This window comes from Pedobacter superstes, assembly GCF_037622515.1.
GTDB classification, from domain to species: domain Bacteria; phylum Bacteroidota; class Bacteroidia; order Sphingobacteriales; family Sphingobacteriaceae; genus Paradesertivirga; species Paradesertivirga superstes.
On sequence record NZ_JBBJCN010000001.1, the window covers coordinates 39,104 to 60,202 of the forward strand.

General features: G+C 37.0%; 23 protein-coding genes and 1 tRNA gene. 11 read left to right on the forward strand and 13 right to left on the reverse strand.

The window, feature by feature from the left end; translation table 11 throughout:
• Positions 1–52 precede the first annotated feature (52 nt).
• Together WG906_RS00190 and WG906_RS00195 are read left to right on the forward strand one after the other, a co-directional pair.
• A complete protein-coding gene (locus tag WG906_RS00190) occupies positions 53–1,762 on the forward strand; it encodes a sodium:solute symporter family protein (RefSeq protein WP_339990492.1) in 1,710 nt (569 codons plus the stop codon).
• Between the two features lie 99 nt (positions 1,763–1,861).
• A complete protein-coding gene (locus WG906_RS00195) occupies positions 1,862–2,065 on the forward strand; it encodes a hypothetical protein (protein ID WP_339990493.1) in 204 nt (67 codons plus the stop codon).
• Between the two features lie 245 nt (positions 2,066–2,310).
• Here the strand turns inward: WG906_RS00195 and WG906_RS00200 are convergent.
• Positions 2,311–2,384: transfer RNA gene (locus tag WG906_RS00200), tRNA-Arg, on the reverse strand.
• 220 nt (positions 2,385–2,604) lie between these two features.
• On the opposite strand from WG906_RS00200, the gene WG906_RS00205 reads away from it, so the two are divergent.
• Both WG906_RS00205 and WG906_RS00210 read left to right on the forward strand, forming a co-directional pair.
• Positions 2,605–3,825, forward strand: a complete 1,221-nt coding sequence (locus WG906_RS00205) for a DEAD/DEAH box helicase (RefSeq protein WP_339990494.1) — start codon at positions 2,605–2,607, stop codon at positions 3,823–3,825.
• Between the two features lie 91 nt (positions 3,826–3,916).
• Entirely contained in the window at positions 3,917–5,125 is a 1,209-nt protein-coding gene (locus tag WG906_RS00210) for a hypothetical protein (RefSeq protein WP_339990495.1), read from the forward strand.
• 59 nt (positions 5,126–5,184) lie between these two features.
• Here WG906_RS00210 and WG906_RS00215 read toward each other — a convergent pair whose 3' ends face one another.
• The 3 genes from WG906_RS00215 to WG906_RS00225 all read right to left on the reverse strand — a co-directional run bounded on the left by WG906_RS00215 (position 5,185) and on the right by WG906_RS00225 (position 7,752).
• The gene (locus WG906_RS00215) at positions 5,185–5,382 is read right to left on the reverse strand and encodes a cold-shock protein (protein WP_339990496.1); all 198 of its coding nucleotides are present in this window, start codon (positions 5,380–5,382) and stop codon (positions 5,185–5,187) included.
• 121 nt (positions 5,383–5,503) lie between these two features.
• Entirely contained in the window at positions 5,504–6,556 is a 1,053-nt protein-coding gene (locus WG906_RS00220; protein WP_339990497.1) for a nucleoid-associated protein, read from the reverse strand.
• A 20-nt stretch (positions 6,557–6,576) separates the two neighbouring features.
• Entirely contained in the window at positions 6,577–7,752 is a 1,176-nt protein-coding gene (locus WG906_RS00225) for an MFS transporter (protein WP_339990498.1), read from the reverse strand.
• A 310-nt stretch (positions 7,753–8,062) separates the two neighbouring features.
• On the opposite strand from WG906_RS00225, the gene WG906_RS00230 reads away from it, so the two are divergent.
• Positions 8,063–9,124 carry a 3-oxoacyl-ACP synthase III family protein gene (locus WG906_RS00230; protein WP_339990499.1) on the forward strand — a complete coding sequence of 354 codons (1,062 nt, stop codon included), beginning with the start codon at positions 8,063–8,065 and terminating at the stop codon, positions 9,122–9,124.
• 98 nt (positions 9,125–9,222) lie between these two features.
• The gene (gene htpG, locus WG906_RS00235; protein WP_339990500.1) at positions 9,223–11,106 is read left to right on the forward strand and encodes a molecular chaperone HtpG; all 1,884 of its coding nucleotides are present in this window, start codon (positions 9,223–9,225) and stop codon (positions 11,104–11,106) included.
• Positions 11,107–11,177: 71 nt separating this feature from the next.
• On the opposite strand, the gene WG906_RS00240 is transcribed toward htpG, so the two are convergent.
• The 5 genes from WG906_RS00240 to WG906_RS00260 form a co-directional block, all read right to left on the reverse strand.
• Entirely contained in the window at positions 11,178–11,717 is a 540-nt protein-coding gene (locus WG906_RS00240) for a superoxide dismutase family protein (protein WP_339990501.1), read from the reverse strand.
• Positions 11,718–11,782: 65 nt separating this feature from the next.
• A complete protein-coding gene (locus WG906_RS00245) occupies positions 11,783–12,190 on the reverse strand; it encodes a hypothetical protein (RefSeq protein WP_339990502.1) in 408 nt (135 codons plus the stop codon).
• 81 nt (positions 12,191–12,271) lie between these two features.
• A complete protein-coding gene (locus tag WG906_RS00250) occupies positions 12,272–14,176 on the reverse strand; it encodes a DUF294 nucleotidyltransferase-like domain-containing protein (protein ID WP_339990503.1) in 1,905 nt (634 codons plus the stop codon).
• On the reverse strand, positions 14,173–14,868 hold the full coding sequence (locus tag WG906_RS00255) for a 3'-5' exonuclease (RefSeq protein ID WP_339990504.1): 696 nt from the start codon (positions 14,866–14,868) through the stop codon (positions 14,173–14,175). The genes WG906_RS00250 and WG906_RS00255 overlap by 4 nt, the downstream gene beginning before the upstream one ends.
• Positions 14,869–14,963: 95 nt before the next feature.
• Complete coding sequence (locus WG906_RS00260) at positions 14,964–15,152, reverse strand: hypothetical protein (protein ID WP_339990505.1); 189 nt, start codon at positions 15,150–15,152, stop codon at positions 14,964–14,966.
• A 246-nt stretch (positions 15,153–15,398) separates the two neighbouring features.
• Between WG906_RS00260 and WG906_RS00265 the strand changes: the two genes are divergently transcribed.
• From WG906_RS00265 to WG906_RS00275, 3 genes are all read left to right on the forward strand, one after another.
• Positions 15,399–15,836, forward strand: a complete 438-nt coding sequence (locus tag WG906_RS00265) for a hypothetical protein (RefSeq protein WP_339990506.1) — start codon at positions 15,399–15,401, stop codon at positions 15,834–15,836.
• Positions 15,837–16,080: 244 nt separating this feature from the next.
• Complete coding sequence (locus tag WG906_RS00270) at positions 16,081–16,323, forward strand: hypothetical protein (RefSeq protein ID WP_339990507.1); 243 nt, start codon at positions 16,081–16,083, stop codon at positions 16,321–16,323.
• A 343-nt stretch (positions 16,324–16,666) separates the two neighbouring features.
• Positions 16,667–16,795, forward strand: coding sequence for a hypothetical protein (locus WG906_RS00275; protein ID WP_339990508.1), 129 nt, complete (start codon positions 16,667–16,669; stop codon positions 16,793–16,795).
• 128 nt (positions 16,796–16,923) lie between these two features.
• Here WG906_RS00275 and WG906_RS00280 read toward each other — a convergent pair whose 3' ends face one another.
• Genes WG906_RS00280 through WG906_RS00295 form a run of 4 tightly spaced genes read right to left on the reverse strand, consistent with a single transcriptional unit; the run spans position 16,924 to position 19,920 of the window.
• Positions 16,924–17,304, reverse strand: coding sequence for an SRPBCC domain-containing protein (locus WG906_RS00280; RefSeq protein WP_339990509.1), 381 nt, complete (start codon positions 17,302–17,304; stop codon positions 16,924–16,926).
• Entirely contained in the window at positions 17,301–17,618 is a 318-nt protein-coding gene (locus WG906_RS00285; RefSeq protein ID WP_339990510.1) for a YdeI/OmpD-associated family protein, read from the reverse strand. The genes WG906_RS00280 and WG906_RS00285 overlap by 4 nt, the downstream gene beginning before the upstream one ends.
• On the reverse strand, positions 17,609–17,815 hold the full coding sequence (locus tag WG906_RS00290; RefSeq protein WP_339990511.1) for a DUF1905 domain-containing protein: 207 nt from the start codon (positions 17,813–17,815) through the stop codon (positions 17,609–17,611). The genes WG906_RS00285 and WG906_RS00290 overlap by 10 nt, the downstream gene beginning before the upstream one ends.
• Before the next feature lie 5 nt (positions 17,816–17,820).
• Entirely contained in the window at positions 17,821–19,920 is a 2,100-nt protein-coding gene (locus WG906_RS00295; RefSeq protein ID WP_339990512.1) for a beta-galactosidase, read from the reverse strand.
• A 99-nt stretch (positions 19,921–20,019) separates the two neighbouring features.
• Between WG906_RS00295 and WG906_RS00300 the strand changes: the two genes are divergently transcribed.
• Positions 20,020–20,793 (forward strand): PASTA domain-containing protein, encoded by a 774-nt coding sequence (locus WG906_RS00300; RefSeq protein ID WP_339990513.1) that lies wholly within the window; start codon positions 20,020–20,022, stop codon positions 20,791–20,793.
• A complete protein-coding gene (locus tag WG906_RS00305; RefSeq protein ID WP_339990514.1) occupies positions 20,774–21,091 on the forward strand; it encodes a rhodanese-like domain-containing protein in 318 nt (105 codons plus the stop codon). The genes WG906_RS00300 and WG906_RS00305 overlap by 20 nt, the downstream gene beginning before the upstream one ends.
• The last annotated feature ends 8 nt before the right edge of the window (positions 21,092–21,099 follow it).

Sequence of the window (21,099 nt, forward strand, 5' to 3'; positions counted from 1 at the left end):
TCTGGTTAATTTTACTGATCACAGGTTTTTACTGCTTCTCCAGATATTTCGGATGAGTACAGTTGATTGGGGAGTTCTGATTTTAACGCTTGTTAGTATTGTAACCTACGGCATTTATAAAAGTCGTGGTACAAAAAACATTCAAGGTTTCTTACTTGGTAATCAATCTTTACCCTGGTACCATGTCTGTTTATCTGTAATGGCCACCCAGGCAAGCGCCATTACATTTTTATCCGCGCCGGGTCTGGCCTACTCTTCTGGTATGAGCTTTGTACAATTTTATTTCGGGTTACCCCTGGCAATGATTGTATTATGCATCACTTTTGTACCTATTTTTCACCGGCTTAAAGTATATACAGCTTACGAATATCTTGAACAGCGTTTTAATCTTAACACTCGCGTTCTAACTGCCTTTCTTTTTCTAATTCAACGAGGCTTATCCACCGGAATAACGATTTACGCTCCCTCCATCATTTTATCTACCATATTAAATATTGACACCACTTATACAACCATTTTTATTGGTGGTTTGGTTATTTGTTATACAGTTTATGGAGGAACAAAAGCAGTTTCTTATACCCAGTTACTTCAAATGAGTATAATTTTTTCTGGCTTGCTTGCAGCAGGAGTTATGGTTGTGCATCTGCTTCCTCAAGAGGTTGGTTTTATAGATGCAATAAAGATTGCAGGAAAAACAGGAAGAACCAATGCGATAGACTTTTCTTTTGACTGGAATAACCAATACACAGTATGGAGCGGAATAATTGGAGGGTTCTTTTTGCAGCTATCTTATTTTGGTACCGACCAGAGTCAGGTAGGAAGGTATTTAACCGGCTCGTCTGTTGGGCAGAGCCGGTTGGGTCTCTTAATGAATGGTCTGGTAAAGATCCCGATGCAATTTTTAATTTTATTAATCGGTGTTCTGGTATTTACCTTTTATCAGTACCAAAAGCCCCCACTGTTCTTTAATAAATATGAACTTAACAAATTAGAAAAGAGCAACTACTCTAAAGAATTGAATGAGATAAAGGTCCGTTATAATCAGGCCTTTAATGAAAAGCAAAAAGAATTAACAAAACTCAATACTGCTATAAATCTTAACCACTCCTCTGCCATTGATCACATACGGACAAATTTGACGCTAGCTGATGATAAAACAAAATCATTACGCCAGGAGCTAACATCGCTAATGCAGAAAAATGATCCTGATGCTGAAGTGAATGACAACAATTACATTTTTTTAAGTTTTGTAACACAGTATCTGCCAAAGGGTTTAGTAGGCCTCCTTATTGCTATAATTTTCCTTGCATCTATGGGCTCGACCGCAAGTGCTTTAAATTCCCTTGCATCAACAACTGTTGTGGATGTTTATAAGAGACTGATAAACAAAAATGCCTCAGACAAAAACTATCTTATAGCATCCCGCCTTTCGACAATTGGCTGGGGAATGGTTTGTATTGTTATGGCCCTGTATGCAAGTAAATTGGGTAATTTAATAGAAGCTGTGAACATATTAGGCTCTTACATCTATGGAACAATACTTGGTGTATTTCTGGTAGCCTTCTATGTTAAACACGTGGAAGGAAAGGCAGTTTTTTATGCAGCGATTTTTACGGAATTTGTTGTATGCATTTGTGGTTATCAAGAAATAGTGGCTTATTTATGGTTAAATGTAATAGGCTGCCTAACGGTTGTATTACTGTCTATTTTAATCCAAAGTTTGTGGACATCCTCGACAAGAAAGGCCGTTCTTAATTCATAAAAAGCACCTTTTTACGTTTGTTTTAATGATCCTTTTGTGTAAATTTATATACCTATTCCTTTACAATGTTAATATTTAATTGAACTAAATATTACAGTTATGGAACCTAAAATAAAGTCAGACAAAACTCTTAATGTTGAGAGTGAGCTTACCAATCAACCTGAGAATAAAAAAGAAGCAAAAAAAACAAAAAAGGAGGTGACGGGGGCCGCGTTACACGATTATGCGCCCAAGCACTCTACTCATGGTCGTTCAAATTCAAGGACTTTTGGAGTAGATCATGAGCCAGGCGCGATAAGCTAAGATCTTAAAAGGTCTCAGATCGATTTGAGGGCTTTTTTGCTTACCGGGCTTAAAGATTATAAACTGCTATTTTCAGGATTAAGAAGGAGCTTGAAATTCGTGTATGGAGGCTTTTTTGAAACCAAAACAACCAATCCTTTCTCTGCTCCACAGCTTTTGATCTTTATTGTATTTTAAATGAAGAGGATTTGAAGAGATGTAACAAATAAAAAACCGCTTCTATTATTCATAGAAACGGTTTGTAGTACACCCATCAGGATTCGAACCTGAGACCGACGGTTTAGAAAACCGTTGCTCTATCCAGCTGAGCTATGGGTGCCCTTAGTGGCTGCAAATATAGAAAAAGTTTAAGTTTCCCTGCAAAATTTTACATCTGTAATCAGATTATTTGTGTGTAAATTTATTTATCCGAGTCCAACTAATTAAGAATCATCCATATAAAACTCCTGGATATTAAAAGTTTTAAGAAATCTGAACAAGGTAAAACATGCTTACAAGAAAAAAATCCCTATCTTGCTTACCTTATTAATAAAAATAATTTGACATTCGAAGATTTTAAATTTAATGAAGAGCTTTATGAAGGGCTCTTAAGTATGGGCTATAAAGAACCTACTCCAATCCAGAAAATGGCGATTCCGGTGGTACAAACGGGAAGAGATCTTATAGCCTGCGCCCAAACCGGCACAGGTAAAACTGCTTCTTATCTATTACCGGTTTTAGATCTTATAAGTAAGACGGATAAAAAACATACGAGTACATTAATTCTGGCACCGACCCGCGAGCTAGCTCAGCAGATTGATCAGCAGGTTGAAGGCTTGGCTTATTATGTAAACATCAGTTCCGTAGCGGTTTTTGGGGGTGGCGATGGCTTTATTTACGAACAGCAACGCACTGCCATTCAACACAATGTTAATATTATAATAGCAACACCCGGAAGGCTTTTAGCGCATTTATCATCGGGGATTCTAAAACTTAATACAATAAATCATCTAATATTAGACGAGGCCGACAGGATGCTGGATATGGGCTTCATGGACGATATTATGAGGATCATAAGCCATCTCCCTAAACAACGTCAAACATTATTGTTCTCGGCTACAATGCCTAATCGAATTCGCTCTTTAGCAAATTCCATTCTGAACGATCCTGAACAAATTAATATTTCCATTTCTCAACCCGCAGCCGGGATTGACCAGCAGGTGTATAAATTGCACGACCATCAAAAAGTCCCTCTGATCCAGGAATTATTGAAAGGTAGCCAATATTCGAGTTCCATTATTTTTGCATCGACCAAAGAAAAAGTAAAATTGCTGTATAAGGCTTTAAAAACTATTGGAATCAAGGTAAAAGCTTTTCATTCTGATCTGGAGCAAAATGAGCGGGAAGATATTTTAAGGGCTTTTAAAAACCGGCAGTTACCTGTAATAATTGGAACCGACGCACTTTCGAGAGGAATTGATGTAGAAGGTATTGATCTTGTAGTTAATTATGATTGCCCATCAGATCCTGAAGATTATATACATAGAATCGGCCGCACAGCAAGGGCTGAAACAAAAGGCACTGCAATTACGTTTGTAAATGAACGCGACCAAGGAAAATTAAATAATATTCAGCAATTAATCGGCAGAGAAATTAATAGTATAATTCTTCCTGAACATTTAGGAGAAGCGCCTGAATTTAAGCCTTTAAATACAAGTGCTAAAAAGAAAGGTAAGTTTAAATCAAAATCCTGGAAATCAAAAAAATCTGCCAGCAGTTAATTGTTAACTATTCTATCAGCATTTTTTGGTACGCCTTTTGAGTATTTATATAATTGAAAGTCTTTTTAATTAAAGCTTTCTAAACCACACGATGAAAGTTTTAATTTATCTATTCGTATTTATTGCCCCCTGCCTTATTGCAAATGCATCAACCTTACCTGATAGTATTTCTAAGAGAGATAGCACCGCTTTGGCGGATAGCGTGGCTCTAGCAGACAGTGCCACACTTGTTAAAAACCAGGCCGATTCAATTACAAAAAAAGTAGTAACTCTTTTAGTGGAAGCTTGCGAAATTTCGGCAGAAAAACCTCTTGAAGCTTTAAAAAACTACCGTGCCGCTTTAAAAATTAATAAAGTTAAGGATGAGGTATGGGAGGCAAATATTAGATTAGCAATGGGTAAGATACTCGCTAAGGCTAAAAGTAAAGATGCGTTACCTCAATTATTAAAAGCAGATCTGTTATTTAAAAAGAAAGCCAATTTAGTCGGCAGAGCTAATACGCTTACAGAAATAGCAGCTATTTACGAATCGAAGGGACAGTTTACTGAAGCACTGAAAAATTATAATGAGCTGTATAAAATCCAACTAAAGGTTGGGGAAGCAGTTCTGGCTGGTAACATCGCGTCCCACTTAACTGACATTTTTCTAAAAAGCAAAAATTATACGGAAGCATTTAAATATGCGGATATGGCTAAAACGGCTTATTATAAAGTATGCCGTAAGGATAGCCTGGGATCAATATACTACAAAATTGCTTACATAAAAAAGAACACAAACAGCCCTAAACTTGCTGAATATTATATTCTTAATCAGGCATTATCCTATTACAGAGCATCTAATGACCTGGAAGGACGCTTAAAAAGTTTCGATTTCCTGGGCCATCTTTATCAGGATCAAAAACGTTATTCGGAAGCAAAGTGGTTTTATTTGCAAGCGAATAATCAATCTCGCCTGGCCAATGATACTGCCAGTATTATTACATCCTTAATAAATCTGGGTGTGATTAAAATTCTAATAGGAGATTTGGTTCTTGCGAAACAAGATATAGCCGAAGCTGAACTCATTATTCAAAATGACAGCACTTATGCTCCTTTAATGGAAAAAGCTAAAATAAAACACTCCTGGTTATTTAAAAAATTAACGGCAAAAACTTTAGCCTCAAATACTAAACTAAAAAGTCCGGCTGTAAAAACCCCAGTTAAAAAGGCTGCAACAGCGACAAAACCGACTTCGGCGGCAGTTTTAACTGATGCTGAAAAGAAAGAAAAGGAAATAATCCCTGCAAAGAAAATTAATTAATCAATTCCAATGTAAAAAAGCCCTGATAATCGAGCTTTTTTAACAACATAATATTCTAGCTAAACTTTCGTCACCTTAACAGCCTGCTGGCCTTTACGGCCTTCCTCTACTTCAAACTCAACATTGTCATTATCCCGAAGAGCGTTTACCCCTCCTTGAATGTCTTTAAAATGGACAAAGATTTCTTTACCGTCATCCTGAGTAATAAATCCATAGCCTTTTTCTGCATTAAACCATTTAACTGTTCCGGTTTTCATAAAATAATAAGAGTTACATTTTTAATTAAATAGCTTGGTTTTCTGAAAGATGGTTAATAAATTTTCATATTCTCCATACGTATAGTCAAATATAAATTTTCTTACCTGGAAATAAAACGTATTACTCTTCTTCTTTAAAATATACCTTGTAATAATTCATCGACTTATTATCGTCAAAACCCTTTTCTATCAGCTCTTTATTACCATGAATATAGATATGAAAGTTTTTATCAAGCTTCAATACGCTTTTAAAAACTTTAGCCTGCTTTTTAACGGCGGGCGAGGAAATATCAAAAGAATCGGCAATTTCAGTATCAAACTCCTTCTCATAATTCTGTTTGAAGTTCTTAAACGATTCGATTGCTACCGGATTACCAATAACTTCATTGGAAAACTCATCAATTTCAAAGCTTTCTTTCTCTTTAAAATATTTCATCGAACGATTCAATAAGTCTATTTTATCAGCTTTGTTCATTTCAAAATCGTCCTCCAGTTTATTGGTTACAAAGCTTTTATAAACACTTAAGGCGTTGTTGGTTTGATTAAAGCTATCATTCCGGATTTTTAGCTGCAAAAAATCATCCTTCCAATAAACTGCTTCCCCGGCCCTATTCGTTTGATCAACCACTAAAACCTTATACCCATCTTCTTTTTCGGAGTTAAATATTAAGCAACCTTTATCCAGTTTTTGAATATTTATTCCATCCTGCTCATACCCCATATTAAAGCCACTGTCTTCCGGATAAACTTTTAAATAAGTTTCCTTTGTTTCAGATTTAAAGATTCCAATTGCATCTAGAAGTTCACCTTCTATCTGAACGTTGTTAAAATACGCTACATAAATCTCCCCTGATTTTATTTTTGGATGATTGGTAATATCATACAGGTATTTAGTTATCTGCTGACTAACCTCATGAAATCTTCCCTTTTCTTTAAAAACTTCTGTTGAAAAATGAAACAGCTCATTTAAATTCATATCGCTTGAATGCATGAACCGATATACTTCGTTCACCTTTTCAAAAGGCTTTAAATAATACTGCATCAGCAAATCCGATAAAAATTCATCTTCGATCTGCAATGAATTATCCGATAGAACATAAAATTCATCCTGTATTTTGTTTCCCACACGGTGGATTGAAAGTTGGGCCAGTGATGCTTCGAAGAAAGTAACCATTATTATAAGAAGTTTAAAAACTATGAGGTCTGATGAGATTTTGGTAAAAAGTGCAAATATATTAAAGCACTTAATGCAGTGCCTGCAGAAATGAAAAAGAGCATGGGTACCCTTGAGATAACATCTTTAAATATCCAGCCGGCAAATAATGCACCGAGACCAATGCCTGCTTCTAAAGCGATATACATAGTGGCAACCGCCTTACCCCGAAATTCAGGATGACTCAAATCTGCTGTCCAGGCATTATTAGCCGGAGACAAAACCCCCGTTCCGGCGCCATACAAAACAGATGCGAAAAGCAGTGTGAAAACAGAATCAGCAACTCCAATTAATATTAAAGAGACACAGATAACTACAAGAGAAACTTTTATTACCACAACTCTTCCATATTTATCTGAGGATTTACCGGTAAAAAAGCGAATCAAAATTGAGGATATAGTGAAAGTCATAAAGAACAGCCCCTTGTTTGATATTCCTAAATGAGCGCTCCAATCTGGAATTAAAGTCAGTAAGGCTCCGTAACTCATATAAGACAGCAGTGTCACTACCGCAGAAGGAAAAACCCTCCATTCTATAATTTCCTTACGGGATATTTTTAGAAGCGAGAATGTAAAGGCTTGTTTATTCTTCACGGTTTCCTTCATATTAAACACTATTAAGATGGATAAGAGTGCTAAAACTGATGAAAAATAAAAAAGCACATCAATAGAATACACAGAAGTAATGGCACTGCCCATTGCCGGACCCACTGCCATGCCTGTGCTAAAAGATAATCCATGGAGACCCATTGCTTCACCCCAGCGGCCCGAAGGCACAATATCAGACACGTATGCTGATGTGGCGGTTGGCTTAAAACCTGTAGAAAACCCATGTATAAGTCGTAAAAATAAAAATCCAGAAACACTGCTAAGAAGAGGGTAAAGAACTCCGCAAACAACACAAACAATCGAACCTACCGCCATCACCGGAACTCGTCCAATAGTGTCAGTAAGTTTTCCGCTAAACAGACGTGAAATTCCCGCAGTTAAAGTAAATAATGCGATGATGAGCCCTTTGTATTCGGCTCCACCAAGAGCACTTAAATAAGCCGGCAATTCAGGAATCATCATATTAAAACTTGCTGAAAACAGCAAAGAGCTTATGCAGAGTAAGGAAAACTGAAGATTATAAATAGGATGTGTATGTTCTGCGGCCATTAAGGATTACAAAAGTAAGTTTAATTTGCAACAGAAAACATGCTATTGTTTGATTTAAGCTAATTGCAGAAACCGGGCCTAAAAGGGAATTTGTATATTTCATTTTGATTTAAAGAATAATTGCATGGAGGTAAAAAACGGAATCTGCGCAATTAAACTCCTTGCAAAAGAATTTACCCTCAGGAAATTGATTTATGCACCCATCTTCATAAACAAAACTTAGGGTTTATCCTACCTTCCCACATTTTTTTATTGTACTTTTACCTTCGAACCAATTTAGTTTTCGGTTCAAAAACAACACATAAACAACATGGGATCAGTAATAATTGGCACTGGAAGTTATCTACCTACAAAGAAAGTTTTAAATTCAGATTTTCTGGCACATCGATTTTTTGAGAAAGATGGGATCGAAATAACAAAGGATAACGAGGAAATTATTTCAAAATTTGTAGCTATTACAACTATAGAAGAACGCCTTTATGCATCCGACGATCTTGTTGCCTCTGATATGGGATTAATGGCTGCAGAGGAAGCGATTAAATCGTCTGGCATTGATCCGGAAACTTTAGATTATATTATTGTGGCTCAAAATTTCGGAGATATAAGTCCGGAAAAACTTTTACCAGACGTATTGCCAACCCTTGCAGCACGTATTAAACATAAACTTAAGATCAAAAATCCGGAATGTGTGGCCTATGATATTCCTTTTGGCTGCCCGGGATGGCTGCAAGGAGTAATTCAGGCAGATTATTATCTAAGATCGGGAGATGCCAAACGCATTTTAGTTATTGGAACAGAAACCCTTTCAAGAATAACTGATCCGCATGATCGCGATAGCATGATCTATGCAGACGGAGCAGGAGCAGTTATACTGGAATCACAAGACAACGATAGAGGTATACTAAGCCATAAAACCAGATCGGATACTTTTGAAGAAGCTTATTACCTGTACTCGGGCGGATCGAGCAATGCAGATTTTACCGATAATAACCTTTACATAAAAATGGATGGTCGGAAAATATATGAGTATGCACTCACAAATGTTCCTCTGGCAATCAAACAAACACTTGATAAAGCCGGACATGGACTAAAGGATGTTAAGAAAATCCTAATTCATCAGGCCAACGGAAAAATGGATGAAGCCATTCTAAAAAGGCTTTATAAATTATATAACGAAACTCAGATTTCGGAAGATATCATGCCAATGACCATTGCGAAACTTGGTAACAGCTCCGTAGCAACCCTCCCTACTCTTCTAGATTTAATCTTAAAAGGCGAGTTGGAAAATCATCAAATCGAGAAAGATGATATTATAGTTTTTGCGTCGGTAGGTGCGGGAATGAATATTAATGCTGTTGTATACCGATACTAAGTAAACAGCTATTAAATAAAATCTGTCATTTTGACAAGGTGAAGACTTTGGAACAGCCATTGATATGTGCTTGTCAAAGAATTCGAAATCTAAATACTATGCAAGAAAAAGGCACTATATCCATTCACACAGAGAACATCTTTCCTATTATTAAGAAGTTTTTATATTCCGATCATGAAATATTCCTTCGTGAGCTGGTTTCAAATGCGGTTGATGCTACACAAAAGCTTAAAAGATTATCATCATTAGGACAGTACCAGGGCGAACTTGGCGATTTAAAAGTTGAAGTTGCTTTTGATGAAGAAAAGAAAACCCTGACCATTTCTGACAAAGGTTTAGGAATGACAGCCGAAGAGATAAAAAAATATATCAACCAGATAGCATTTTCAGGCGCAACAGAATTTGTTGAAAAGTTTAAAGATGCCAAAGATGCCAATGAACTTATCGGAAAATTCGGTTTAGGTTTTTATTCTGCTTTCATGGTAGCGGAGCAGGTTGAAATCGAAACTTTATCTTTTCAGGAGGGCGCTGAGCCAGCCAGATGGATTTGCGATGGAAGCACAGAGTTTGAAATAACTGAAGGCAGTCGTACAGAAAGAGGAACAGATATTATCCTTCATATAAATGCAGATTCTGAAGAATTTTTAAGCAAACATAAACTTCAGGAAATACTTGATAAATATTGCCGTTTCTTGCCAGTTCCAATAAAATTTGGAACAAAAACAGAATCTGAACCAGATGGTGAAGATGAAGAAGGAAAACCTAAATACAAATCTGTTGAGGTTGATAATTTTATCAACAATACTAATCCGATCTGGACAAAAGCCCCTGCAGATTTAAAGGACGAGGATTATCTTAACTTTTATAAAGAACTTTACCCATTTTCTGAAGATCCGCTTTTCTGGATTCATTTAAATGTAGATTATCCGTTTAATCTTACCGGAGTACTATACTTCCCTAAAGTGAAAAACGATTTTGATTTTCAAAAAAATAAGATCAAGTTGTTTTCTCGTCAGGTATTTATTACGGATGAAGTTAAAGACATCGTTCCTGAGTTTTTAATGTTACTGCATGGCCTGATTGATTCTCCGGATATTCCTTTGAACGTTTCAAGAAGCTTCCTGCAGGCAGATAGCAGCGTAAAGAAAATCAACAGCTACATCACCAAAAAAGTTGCCGATAAATTAGCCGAACTGTTTAAAAAAGACCGTAAGGCATTTGAAGAAAAGTGGAATGATATCGGAATTTTTGTGAAGTACGGTATGATAAGCGAAGAGAAATTTTACGAGAAAGCCAAAGATTTCGCATTGCTTAAAAACACGAACAATGAGTACTTTACAATGGATGAATACAAAGAAAAAGTATCGCCATTACAAACAGAAAAAGAAGGCAACTTAGTTTATTTGTATACCATCGACTCTGCGAAGCAGCATTCATTCATTGAATCGGCCAATAAAAAGGGTTATGATGTTTTAGAGATGAACACTCCTATCGATAATCACTTTATAAATCAACTGGAGCAAAAATTAGAAAAAACCTCTTTGAAAAGGGTTGATGCCGATGTTGTTGATAAGCTGATAAAGAAAGATGATACTCCTCCTCATGTATTAACCGAAGAGGAAACTACCAAGGTAAAAGGCATTTTCGAAAAAGCAATCAATAAACCCAATATGAAGGTTGAAATTGAAAGCTTAAATCCTGAAGAATTTCCAGTTAGCGTAACTCAGGATGAGTTTATGCGAAGAATGAAGGATATGGCTCAAATGGGTGGCGGAATGAGCTTTTATGGTGCCTTGCCAGAAAACTACAAGGTTGCTGTAAATGCCAACCATGCACTTGTGAACCGAATTCTACAAACCGAAAATGAGGAAGAGCAGGGACAGCTTGCTAAACAGGCATTCGACTTAGCATTACTTTCACAAGGAATGCTTACCGGAGCGGACCTTACAGAGTTTGTAAAAAGAAGTGTTCAGTTGATATAATTCAGTCAATCACTAAAATACAAAAACCCGCTCAAAAGGCGGGTTTTTGTATTTTAAACTTTTAAGTAAGCTTACTGAATTACTCCGCAACCAATCCTTCCACCTGCATTACCGGTCGGCTGAGTTGTAAAGTCATCTGCCTTTTCATGAACCATTATCGCTTTTCCGACAACATCGTTTGTAGCGCCTGTTCCTACCGTCCAAAGATTTGTTTCCAGATTTAAAGTTCCTTTTCCAGTGGCATCTAATTGAACATTGCCTATGTCTCCTAAATGAAACTGTCCTTCTCCCCATTTACCATGGCTACTTTTTGTAGGGTTCCAGTGTCCATGAGCATCATTTCCCGCATTACCGCAGTCGCCATGTTCATGTATATGAACTGCAAGGATCTGACCTGCTTTTGATGGGAAATCAAGTTCCAGTTTCATATCGACTTCGTTTCCGTCTTGTACAAAACTGATCGTGCCATTACCGGGCATTTCTGGTTTTGTAGCAGATATTGCTGCTTTAGCCTGCTTTTTAGAAGTTTTCATACTTGCGCACGAATAGACAAAAATAGTAGCGCATACGGCTGTGAACGCTATCAGGCTATTAAGCTTTAAAATTTTCATAATTAAATATTTGAATGAATAACAGAGAAATGAAGATAATGTTAACGATTAAGAAAAAATTCAGCCTAACCGGTTCGTTTTAACGGATACTTATTTTGATTGTTAAATGTCCGCATAATAAACACATTTAAGCCTGATTTATCTTTAGAATAGTTGTGTGCTTTGGAGCGTGCTTCAACAATTGCTTCAGCAGCATTGGCTTTGCCCACACTATAAAAATATTTTGGGTTAGACCCATTTGGACTTGCTACACAAAAAACAGCACCATGACCTGTTACATCTGTTTCGAGCAAACTAAACCATTTACCTTCTTTTTCGGCAAGCTGTTTTAGAATTTTTGCCCCTCCGTCTTCCATATTAAAATTCTGGAGAATATCAGCCTTGTCTTCCCGCGCAAAAACATAAACCTGGGCAGAACACTGATTTGTAATGAAGAGAGCAAAAAAAGCAATTATTAGAAAAAAAGGTTTCATAACTTGTTTTTCGTATAGATATCAACTAAAAATAAGCAATTTTTCTAAATATATGTTAAGCAAGCAGCGATCTTACGAAAATTACCAAAGACTATTAGTGAATTCGAGCTTGATCTTGGCCTGAAAATTCTCTATGGTCTTAAATATTTCAATCAATGTAACCTGCTCAATTTTTGTAATGGTTCTCAGATCAATATAGTTATCGGGAAGATGTTTATCGTGAATTATCTGAACCGCCTGACTTTTCAATCGCATTCCCATTAAAAAGTAGTACGACTGAGATAGCTCATGAAAGGCGGTTTCTGAGAAAACCTCTTTTTCTTTTAATGCTTTAAGCCTCTCACCCGTGTTTACTTTAAATATCCTCTCCTTCAATGCATACACTCTGACTAAATCAACAATTGGAGTCATAGCTGTTTTTATATCAAAAACTTCCTGCTTTCCGACGGTTTGAGTGCGTATATTCTTAAAAAAGGTCAGCGGAGGCTCGTATTGAAGCGCATTTTTTGCCAGGATATAAAAAAGCTGACCCAATGGTTTTTGTAACTCTTTATCAAGAAAGGTATGCAATTCATCCATTATAGATTTTTCCCCATAAATATAACGGCAATCGAAAAAGGTAGAGAAGTTAACCGCTGTTTCAGGAACTGATTCGGCGATCCAACTGGTATAATTCCGTTTCCAATGTGATAATGAATGGGTCCATTTCGGATTCTTGGCCATCAGGTCTCCGGTACAAAAACTAAATCCTATATAATCAAGGCGTTCAGAAACAATTTCAGCAAATCGCAAGAAGTATTCTCGGACAAGTTCCCGGTGCTCATTAGCCTTATCCTCATAGATAATTGCATTATCCTGATCGGTTTTTAAGGTTTGCTCTTTGCGACCTTCACTCCCCAACACCATGAAAACAAATTTCGCAGGTGGCTTCCCTATTTCAGAAATTGTATTTTCAATAACTTTTATAGCAATCGTGTCTGCAATGGTAGTAATTAATTGGTTTACAATTTCAGCATGCACCCCCCTTCCAATTAATTGAGTTACAATTTGTGGGACCGTATTCCATTTCCTCTTTAACTCATCGGCAGATAAAGACTGTTTCACAGATTGAATAAACACCAACGGAGACTGCGCTAACTCGCTTAATAATTTATTTCTACTGATTGCACCAATAAAAACTCCTTTATTCTCTACTAATAAATAACGGGTTTTAGTTTGGAACATCATTAATACAGCTTCATAGACATATGCCTGCTGACTAATATAAACAATGGGATTATCCATTACAGAACTTACTTCATTAGATGGATTTGTTTGTTCTGCAATAACTTTATCTCTTAAGGTAATGTCGGTTACATAACCTACTATTTCCCCTGACGCGTCTTTAATAAACAAACAGCTTATTTTATGGGCTGCCATCTTCCGCGCAGCCTCATAAATAGGCATCGATACCGGACAAGATACTATTTCGCGGTGTTCTATACTTTCAATTTTGCGGGAATAAAACTGATCAGATGCTATATAACTATCTTCAAAAGAATTGGGGCGCTTAAAAAAATGAGCGAAATCATCATCAAGCATTCGCTTGCCGAATTCGCCTGTAAAATATTTAAAGAATTCATCATAGGCTTTGCACAGCGCTCTGAAATCTTTCCTTGGTAAAAAATATACAACGGTTCCTTTTTTTACTATTACTGTTTTTAACGAGCGTTTTCTGTTTAATAGCACAGAAATTCCTCCAAAACAGTAACCTTCGTGATGTCTCTCCAGCGAACGCTTGTTTTGGGAGCTATCATAAAAGAAAGATTCATACTCTCCCTTTACAATCAGATCAACACCTTTCATTTTGGTAACTTCCTGCTGATAGATTATTGTTTCCTTATTGTATTTAACAACTTCTAATAAATCAACCACTCCAATCAGTACATCCTCCGGCAATAAATTAAAGGGTTTTACTGTTTTTAAGAATTCTAGCCTTTGATTCATACCCACAAACTAAGCAAAATTGCCATTACCAGCACTACAAAAATTGATATCAGCCAGGGGAATTCTTTGCAAATCTTCGGTCCTTTAACCTCAGATTGCTGTAAATCAATCTTTTCATCTGTTATATCACCACGCTTTACAAGCTCAAAAAAACATTCTGCTGTGGCATTTGCGTCGGCCAAAGCATTGTGTTGATTCTCCAGTTTGGTGTCAAATAACATCGTATATAATTCGCCAAGGCGAAGGTGTCCGACAGATGGATCTCTCACATAAAATGAACTTGCCAGCATCGTACAAAAAGTCGGCAAATTATTGAAAGGGTTAGGAATAGCTGTCCGGTAAAAGTCTGCGGAGGCGACATGGTAATCAAACTCCATAAAATGACCTATAAGTAAAGGTTCATACTTCACTAAATCATCAGCAAAGAGCTGCATAACTATTTTTCGGCTTTCTCCATATCTATTGAGATAGTCCCTTGTTATGCCATGAATTTTTATCGCAGAAGGTTTAATCTGAACATCATTATCACGTATATAATGATTTTCTGTTTTTATTAAGGTTCCATCTTTTGCATAGACAATCCAGGAAATCTGAACCGCTGAGGGCCAGTTCGATGAATTTGAATAAGGAAGGTTCCACTTTTTGGGTAAGCCTGAGGCTTCAGTATCCAGAAATAATAAATAATCTCTCAAAAGGTTTAAACCGGCGGCCTATAAATCAGTAAATAATTACAAATATATAAACTAAGTGCTTTAAGAGAGATGTTTAACTAAGAAAGACAAAAAAATTATGATAAATAAGATTTCATAACCATTTCATGAGTCTCTGAAGTAAAATAAACGATAGGTTCTTCATCTTCATGTGAAGCCTCCATAGTAATCTTAGTTCCAAATTCATAAGGTTCTACAACCATAATTCTCTTTTTCTCGAAACGAGTTGGTTTATCATCAATCAAAACCGTAAAAAATTCACTCATGATAATTAAACCTTCTGAAGTAAAATATGTTTGGTTCCCCGCAATGCAATTTCGTTGAGAAATCGGGTGAAAAAATTCTTTTCGATTATACGAGTAACAAATTTCATCACTCTCTCCTCAATTATTCCCGGATCTGGAACAGAATATCTCTGCTCTCAAACGGAACCGATTAGATCATTCACTCGTCATATTTATACAAAACGTTTATCAAATATCGTTATCAAAAAACACTCAACACACACACAAATGAGAAAATTTTTATTAAGCCTGGCTTTCTTTGCAGCATTGGGAGCCAGTTCTGTGTACGCAGAATCTTACCCCGGTCGGGATAGAATAATTCGCAAATACGATGATAACCGTATTTACAGGGATGATCGCGGCGAATATCACTGGCAAGTAATTGTAAGAGAAGTATGGATTCCGGAACAGCGGACGGGTGGAATTTTTGGATCCAGAAGAATTCCGGGACATTATGAGCAGCGGGAGTATCGCTATAAAATTTATCATCATTCTAAACGTTATAATAGTGATCGCTATCAGAGAGAACGCTCAAAGAAGAAAGATTCTCGCTATGGCAATTCAAAAAGAGATGATGAATATCGCCGCGATAATGGTCGCTGGGACAGTCGCGATAAAAATGAACAAAGAGATACACGCCGGGAGAACGATCGGTGGGATGACTAAAGCGTTGTTTTTTTAAATTGTTTCCTTCCGGGCTAGACCCCGGAAGGTTTTTTTATATTCTGGGGATTGTAAAATTTTCATTCTTAGCAGAAAAACTATTGTCTATTCAATAGGGTCCTTAGTTTTGCAATCAAATCATAATTTTATAGTGAAGCCCTGGTTAACTAAATCAATCAAAAACATTTTCGTTTTTGTATTTCTCTTTGCTGTTCTTGAAAGAACGGGAGAAGATTTAGTTTCATTGATGAATTGGAAACAGAGCTTTAGCAATACCACCGAACTGTTTGATACTGAATCTACAGCGAAAGAATCCGAAAAAAACGAAGACAAAACGTTAAAGGAAGTTTGGATTTGCTCGATACATCAAACTTTGATGAAGCCTTTATCTCAAGACAATCTGAGTCAAAGATTTATAAAAAACATCAATACAGAACATCATTTTTACCCTTCTGTACCTACCCCTCCGCCAGATCTGAAATCTGCTTAATTTTATTATTTTTTGCGCCTTGTGCTGCATAAATCACAAAACCTAAACAGAAAAATTATGATCTTCAATATAAATTATTCTGCGTAATAGCAGTGTTCGTCCTTGTGTTTTTTTCAAATACTGCTAATGCTCAGAAGCATGGCAGCAAAAATTCTAGTCCCATAAATAACTCGCTTTCTTACGTAACACGTTTGGAACCTATCAGCTTTAACACCCCTGAAACTGATGGAAAAGCTAATATAATACCTTATGGATTCAATGCAGCAGAACTTCAAAAAGTTCTGCCACGGATAGTAAAAACTTGGTATAAATGGTTCCCGCAGGAAAAAACCAATTTAAAACAGTGGCAACCCAGGAAGTCGATTTAGAAAGCCTGATTCCCTTATTGGTTGGATCAATCAAAGAACAACAAGAAGAAATAATTAAACTTAAAGCTGAAATGCAATCATTAAAACTGCAGCCTAAGCAATAAAAATTCTGGAAAGAGTCAGTAAAAAAGTCCATTTCCATTCTGACATATCGAAATCCTTAAAAACCAGGATCACTCTGTAAAGTCAAATGGCAAATGGACTTTATGTTCAAATCTTATCGTCACAAAATCTAGTCCTCATAAAATTCGCTTAACGAGCCAAAATAACTTGAGTTCCAACCTTCAATAATATCTTCATAATCTTCATCAGGAATATTGGTATGCTTCAATTCAACCGATGTTCCATCTTTTAAAGGATGAAGTTTTATTGTAACTATAGAGGGCTCAGCCTGCTCACCGAAATACCATTGCTGAACAATTTTTCTGCCTTCTTCAAACTCAATATTTTTACCAACTATGCTTCCGTCCCAGAGAGAAAACTCTGATTCAGGCTCTGTAGACATTTCAGCTTCTTCACCTGTCCATAAATAAATTGTAGCCGGCACAGTAAGGGCCATATAAACTTCTTCGGGTGGAGCAGGCAGGGTGTAGTATTTTTTAAAATCTTTCATAAATTTTTAATTTTCCGGTTCGCCCGGATCATTTGAGAATAATCCATTTTTTGTGCCATCGCATTAATCATTTGAACAATCCGGCTTGCTCTTGTAGATTCTGTTTTGGCGCTGTTTATCCATTTAATAAAATAATCGCGGTGCGATTTAGCAAGGCTGTTAAAATATTCCAATGATTCAGGATCATCATTTAAGCATTCTAAAACTTCTTCCGGCGTTTGGATGGTAAACTCCTTATCCTCTTCCAGCTTAACCACCAGTATTGCGCCTTCAGATTTTCGGATACACTTTCTTATGCCGGCATTTAACGCCATAATAAAGTGCCCCTCTCCATTGGCAGTAAAGCAATTCCATCAAACTTATACAGATCCAAAAAGCCTTTGACCCTGAATGATTTTTTATTCCCGGGTTTTAACTGCTGTGCTATATCTTCCGGAACTTCAATATAAGTCCATCCTGATTTCTCGCCTTGCTCGCCAAATTTCAGAATAATAGCAGTATACTCAATCATTTTAATTACTCTTTCCAGATAATTACATCAGCGGGCTTTAAAGATTTCGAGCCAATTATAATTTTAGCATTTGAAGGTAAAGGAACGTCATATGCTTTTTCACCATAATTTACTCCCACCCAAAATCCATCGCGCCAATCGATAATTACTCCTTTAGGCAAATCTTTTATTGATATCCCGGCTTCCTTATACACCCGCTTCAAAACGGCTTTCTCCAGGGCACCGTCGTCTGTATCGGGACCAACATAGGTAACGGAGCCTTTCCCAACCTTTTTATGAATTACACCGGGCTTTCCTGAATAATATTGATTGGTATATGTTGCCCATATTTCAGTATTCTGATAGGGTTCCAGAATATCAGCCCAGTTGTTCCAGGTATAGGCTTCATTGCCGGCTTTGATAGTCCCTGTTCGGTTTTCTGGTAAATGATCATAGAAAGATACAGTCCCGTTAATAAGCGATTGTATAGGAGCAGTCCAGCTTGCCTCCCAAATTTTCCCTTCGCGGTCTTTCTGCCCGGTACGGGTGGTTAAGATCAAATGTCCGCCCTGATCAACATAATGCTTCCACCGGTTAACCAATTTTGTGTCTAACAATTGATAGGCCGGAGCAACTAAAACCGGATACTTATTGAAATCTTTATTCTCTGTAATAACATCCACCGGAGCACCAAACTCCTTAATAGCACCATAATAACGCATTAAATGCTTTAGATAATCCCATTGAAATGTTTGGGGTTGATTATCCTGTTCCCAGCGATTATCCGGACTATATAAAACTGCCGTTAAACGGGAGTTATGCTCAGCGGGTATCTTTGCGTTCGGATCATAATTATTTCTCAGAAGCTTTATTTCATTATTTACTTTAATATACTCCTGGCCACCAGTACTTGGTGTTATTCCATCAGGTCCGATTACTCCATAATGATATTGTTCTCCACCTGTTAAAGGTTGTTTGAATCTATAGTTACACACAAATTTATTGCCACCTGCAAAGGCATGCCATATCCACATCCGAACTGTACACGGCATAGTTTGAGAATTAAATTTTCCCCAATTAACCTGCCCGGGCTGTAACTCCATAACACCAGTTACTCCATTTATAGATCTGAACAAATCGTTTGAAAATGCAATACTGGTTGGAGATCCCATTCTAAAACCCTGATCGCCAATTCCCATATCAAAACCAGCCACAAGATACTTTGTATAGGTTACAAAATCCAGCTTCGACATACGGGTAGGATCGACAGGGGAATGTTCGGGCATAAGGTTTGTTGTAATCCACTGGTCTTTAGCTATATACTTACGTAATATTTCGGCCTGAAAATGCATAAAATCAGCTACTTCATCAGCTGAAAATCGTCTGAAATCTAATACCGCATGTGGATTGGGCTGGGCTATTAATTCTTTTGGATTGGGCGTGCGTATTTGTCCGAAATTATCGTATTTAATGCTCCAAAATACTGTTCCCCAGGTTTTATTTAAAGAATCAATGGACTTGTATTTATTCTTTAACCAGTTTTGAAAACTTACTCTTGCAGCGGTACTATGATCTATTTGTGAGTAATGCGAAGGTTCATTATCTAACTGCCAGCCCCATATACGTTTATCATTAGCATAATGCTTACCCAGTGCTTCAACCATTCTTGTAACGTATTTCCGGTAAACCTTACTCGACCATGAAATATGCTGGCGCGAACCATGTTGCATAGTTCGGCCTTCCTCGTTCACCATTAAAATTTCCGGGTGCTTTTGTGCAAGCCATGCGGGAGGGGTTGGCGAAGATGTACACATTACTACTTTAACTCCATTTTTATGTGCGATTTCTACCGCTTCGTCTAACCATTTAAAATCAAACACTCCATCTTTCGGTTCTATGAATGCCCATGCAAACTCGCCAAAATGCGTAAACTCAAAACCTGTTTCTGCAAGCTTTTTTAAATCACGTTCCCAATGAGACCTGGGCCATTGCTCAGGATAATAGTAAGAACCAATAGTCATTAACTCATTTTTATTAAAAAACCTTTCGGGATTCTGGGCATTTAGGGAACTAAAGGGTAACCAAACAATTAATGCAATAACAGAAATTGAGACTTTTTTTAACATAAATTTTAATTTTGGCTTTAAGAACCTTAAGAATATTCTCTTCGAAAATCATGATTTTTAAGCTAAGTTTGGGCATTCTTAGCAGAAATATTTCAATTAATGAATAAATTCTTAGCATACCTTAGAACAGAGACCTTTAGAAGAAACCTCATTATCGCTGTTATATCAGTTATAGCCTTTATTTTACTAATTTTTTTTAGTCTTCGGTATTATACCCGACACGGAGAAGGAGTTCCTGTACCCAAACTCCAGGGACTTACTGTTGAGGAAGCTGTAGAATTATTAGATGCACAGGGGTTGGAATATCATATTGATTCTGTTTATCAGATGGATAAGCCGCCCGGAATGGTAGTAGAACAGGATCCCGACCCAAACACAAATGTTAAACTAAACAGAACAATTTATCTTACTATAATAACCCGCACTGCGCCGGATGTTGGCTTTCCTGACATTTTCGAGAAAACTTTTTTAGAAGCCAGGGCGGTACTTAGTAATTACGGAATCAAAATAGGTGACACATCCTATATTTCAGATATCGCCCGCGACAGGGTACTTCAGGTTGAATTCAGGGGAAAACAGATTCGGCCGGGTGATGAAATACCTAAAGGTTCTGTTATCAGCCTGGTTCTGGGAGACGGAAAAGGCGCTAGTGAAGTTGATTTGCCGAATGTAATTGGACTCCTATTGAACGAGGCTATTTTTTCTTTAAAAGGCTCCTCCCTAAACCCTGGCATGATTACCTATGAAAATGCAACAGATTCTGCTACAGCCCGGGTAATTAAACAGTATCCTGCTTTAAGCGATTCTTTAACAAAAGTTAGTATTGGTTCAAGCGTTGATTTAATTCTATCTAATGAAACACCCGTTCAGTAACGATATTTCGGCAATTGAGTTAAAAGAAAAACTCTCCCAGGATGACTCTGTTCTATTAATTGATGTAAGAGAGCAACTGGAATTTCACACTTTTAATATTGGAGGCGAGAACATCCCTTTAGGAACTCTTCCTGAAATGATAGGCGAATTAGATTATCACAAAGATTATGAGATTGTCGTTATCTGTCAACGAGGTATAAGAAGTGAAACTGCAAGGCGTTTATTAGTTTCTGCAGGATATAAAAACGTAAAAAATCTGACAGGTGGATTGCTGGCCTACAGGAGAATTTCTATTTAAAAATATTA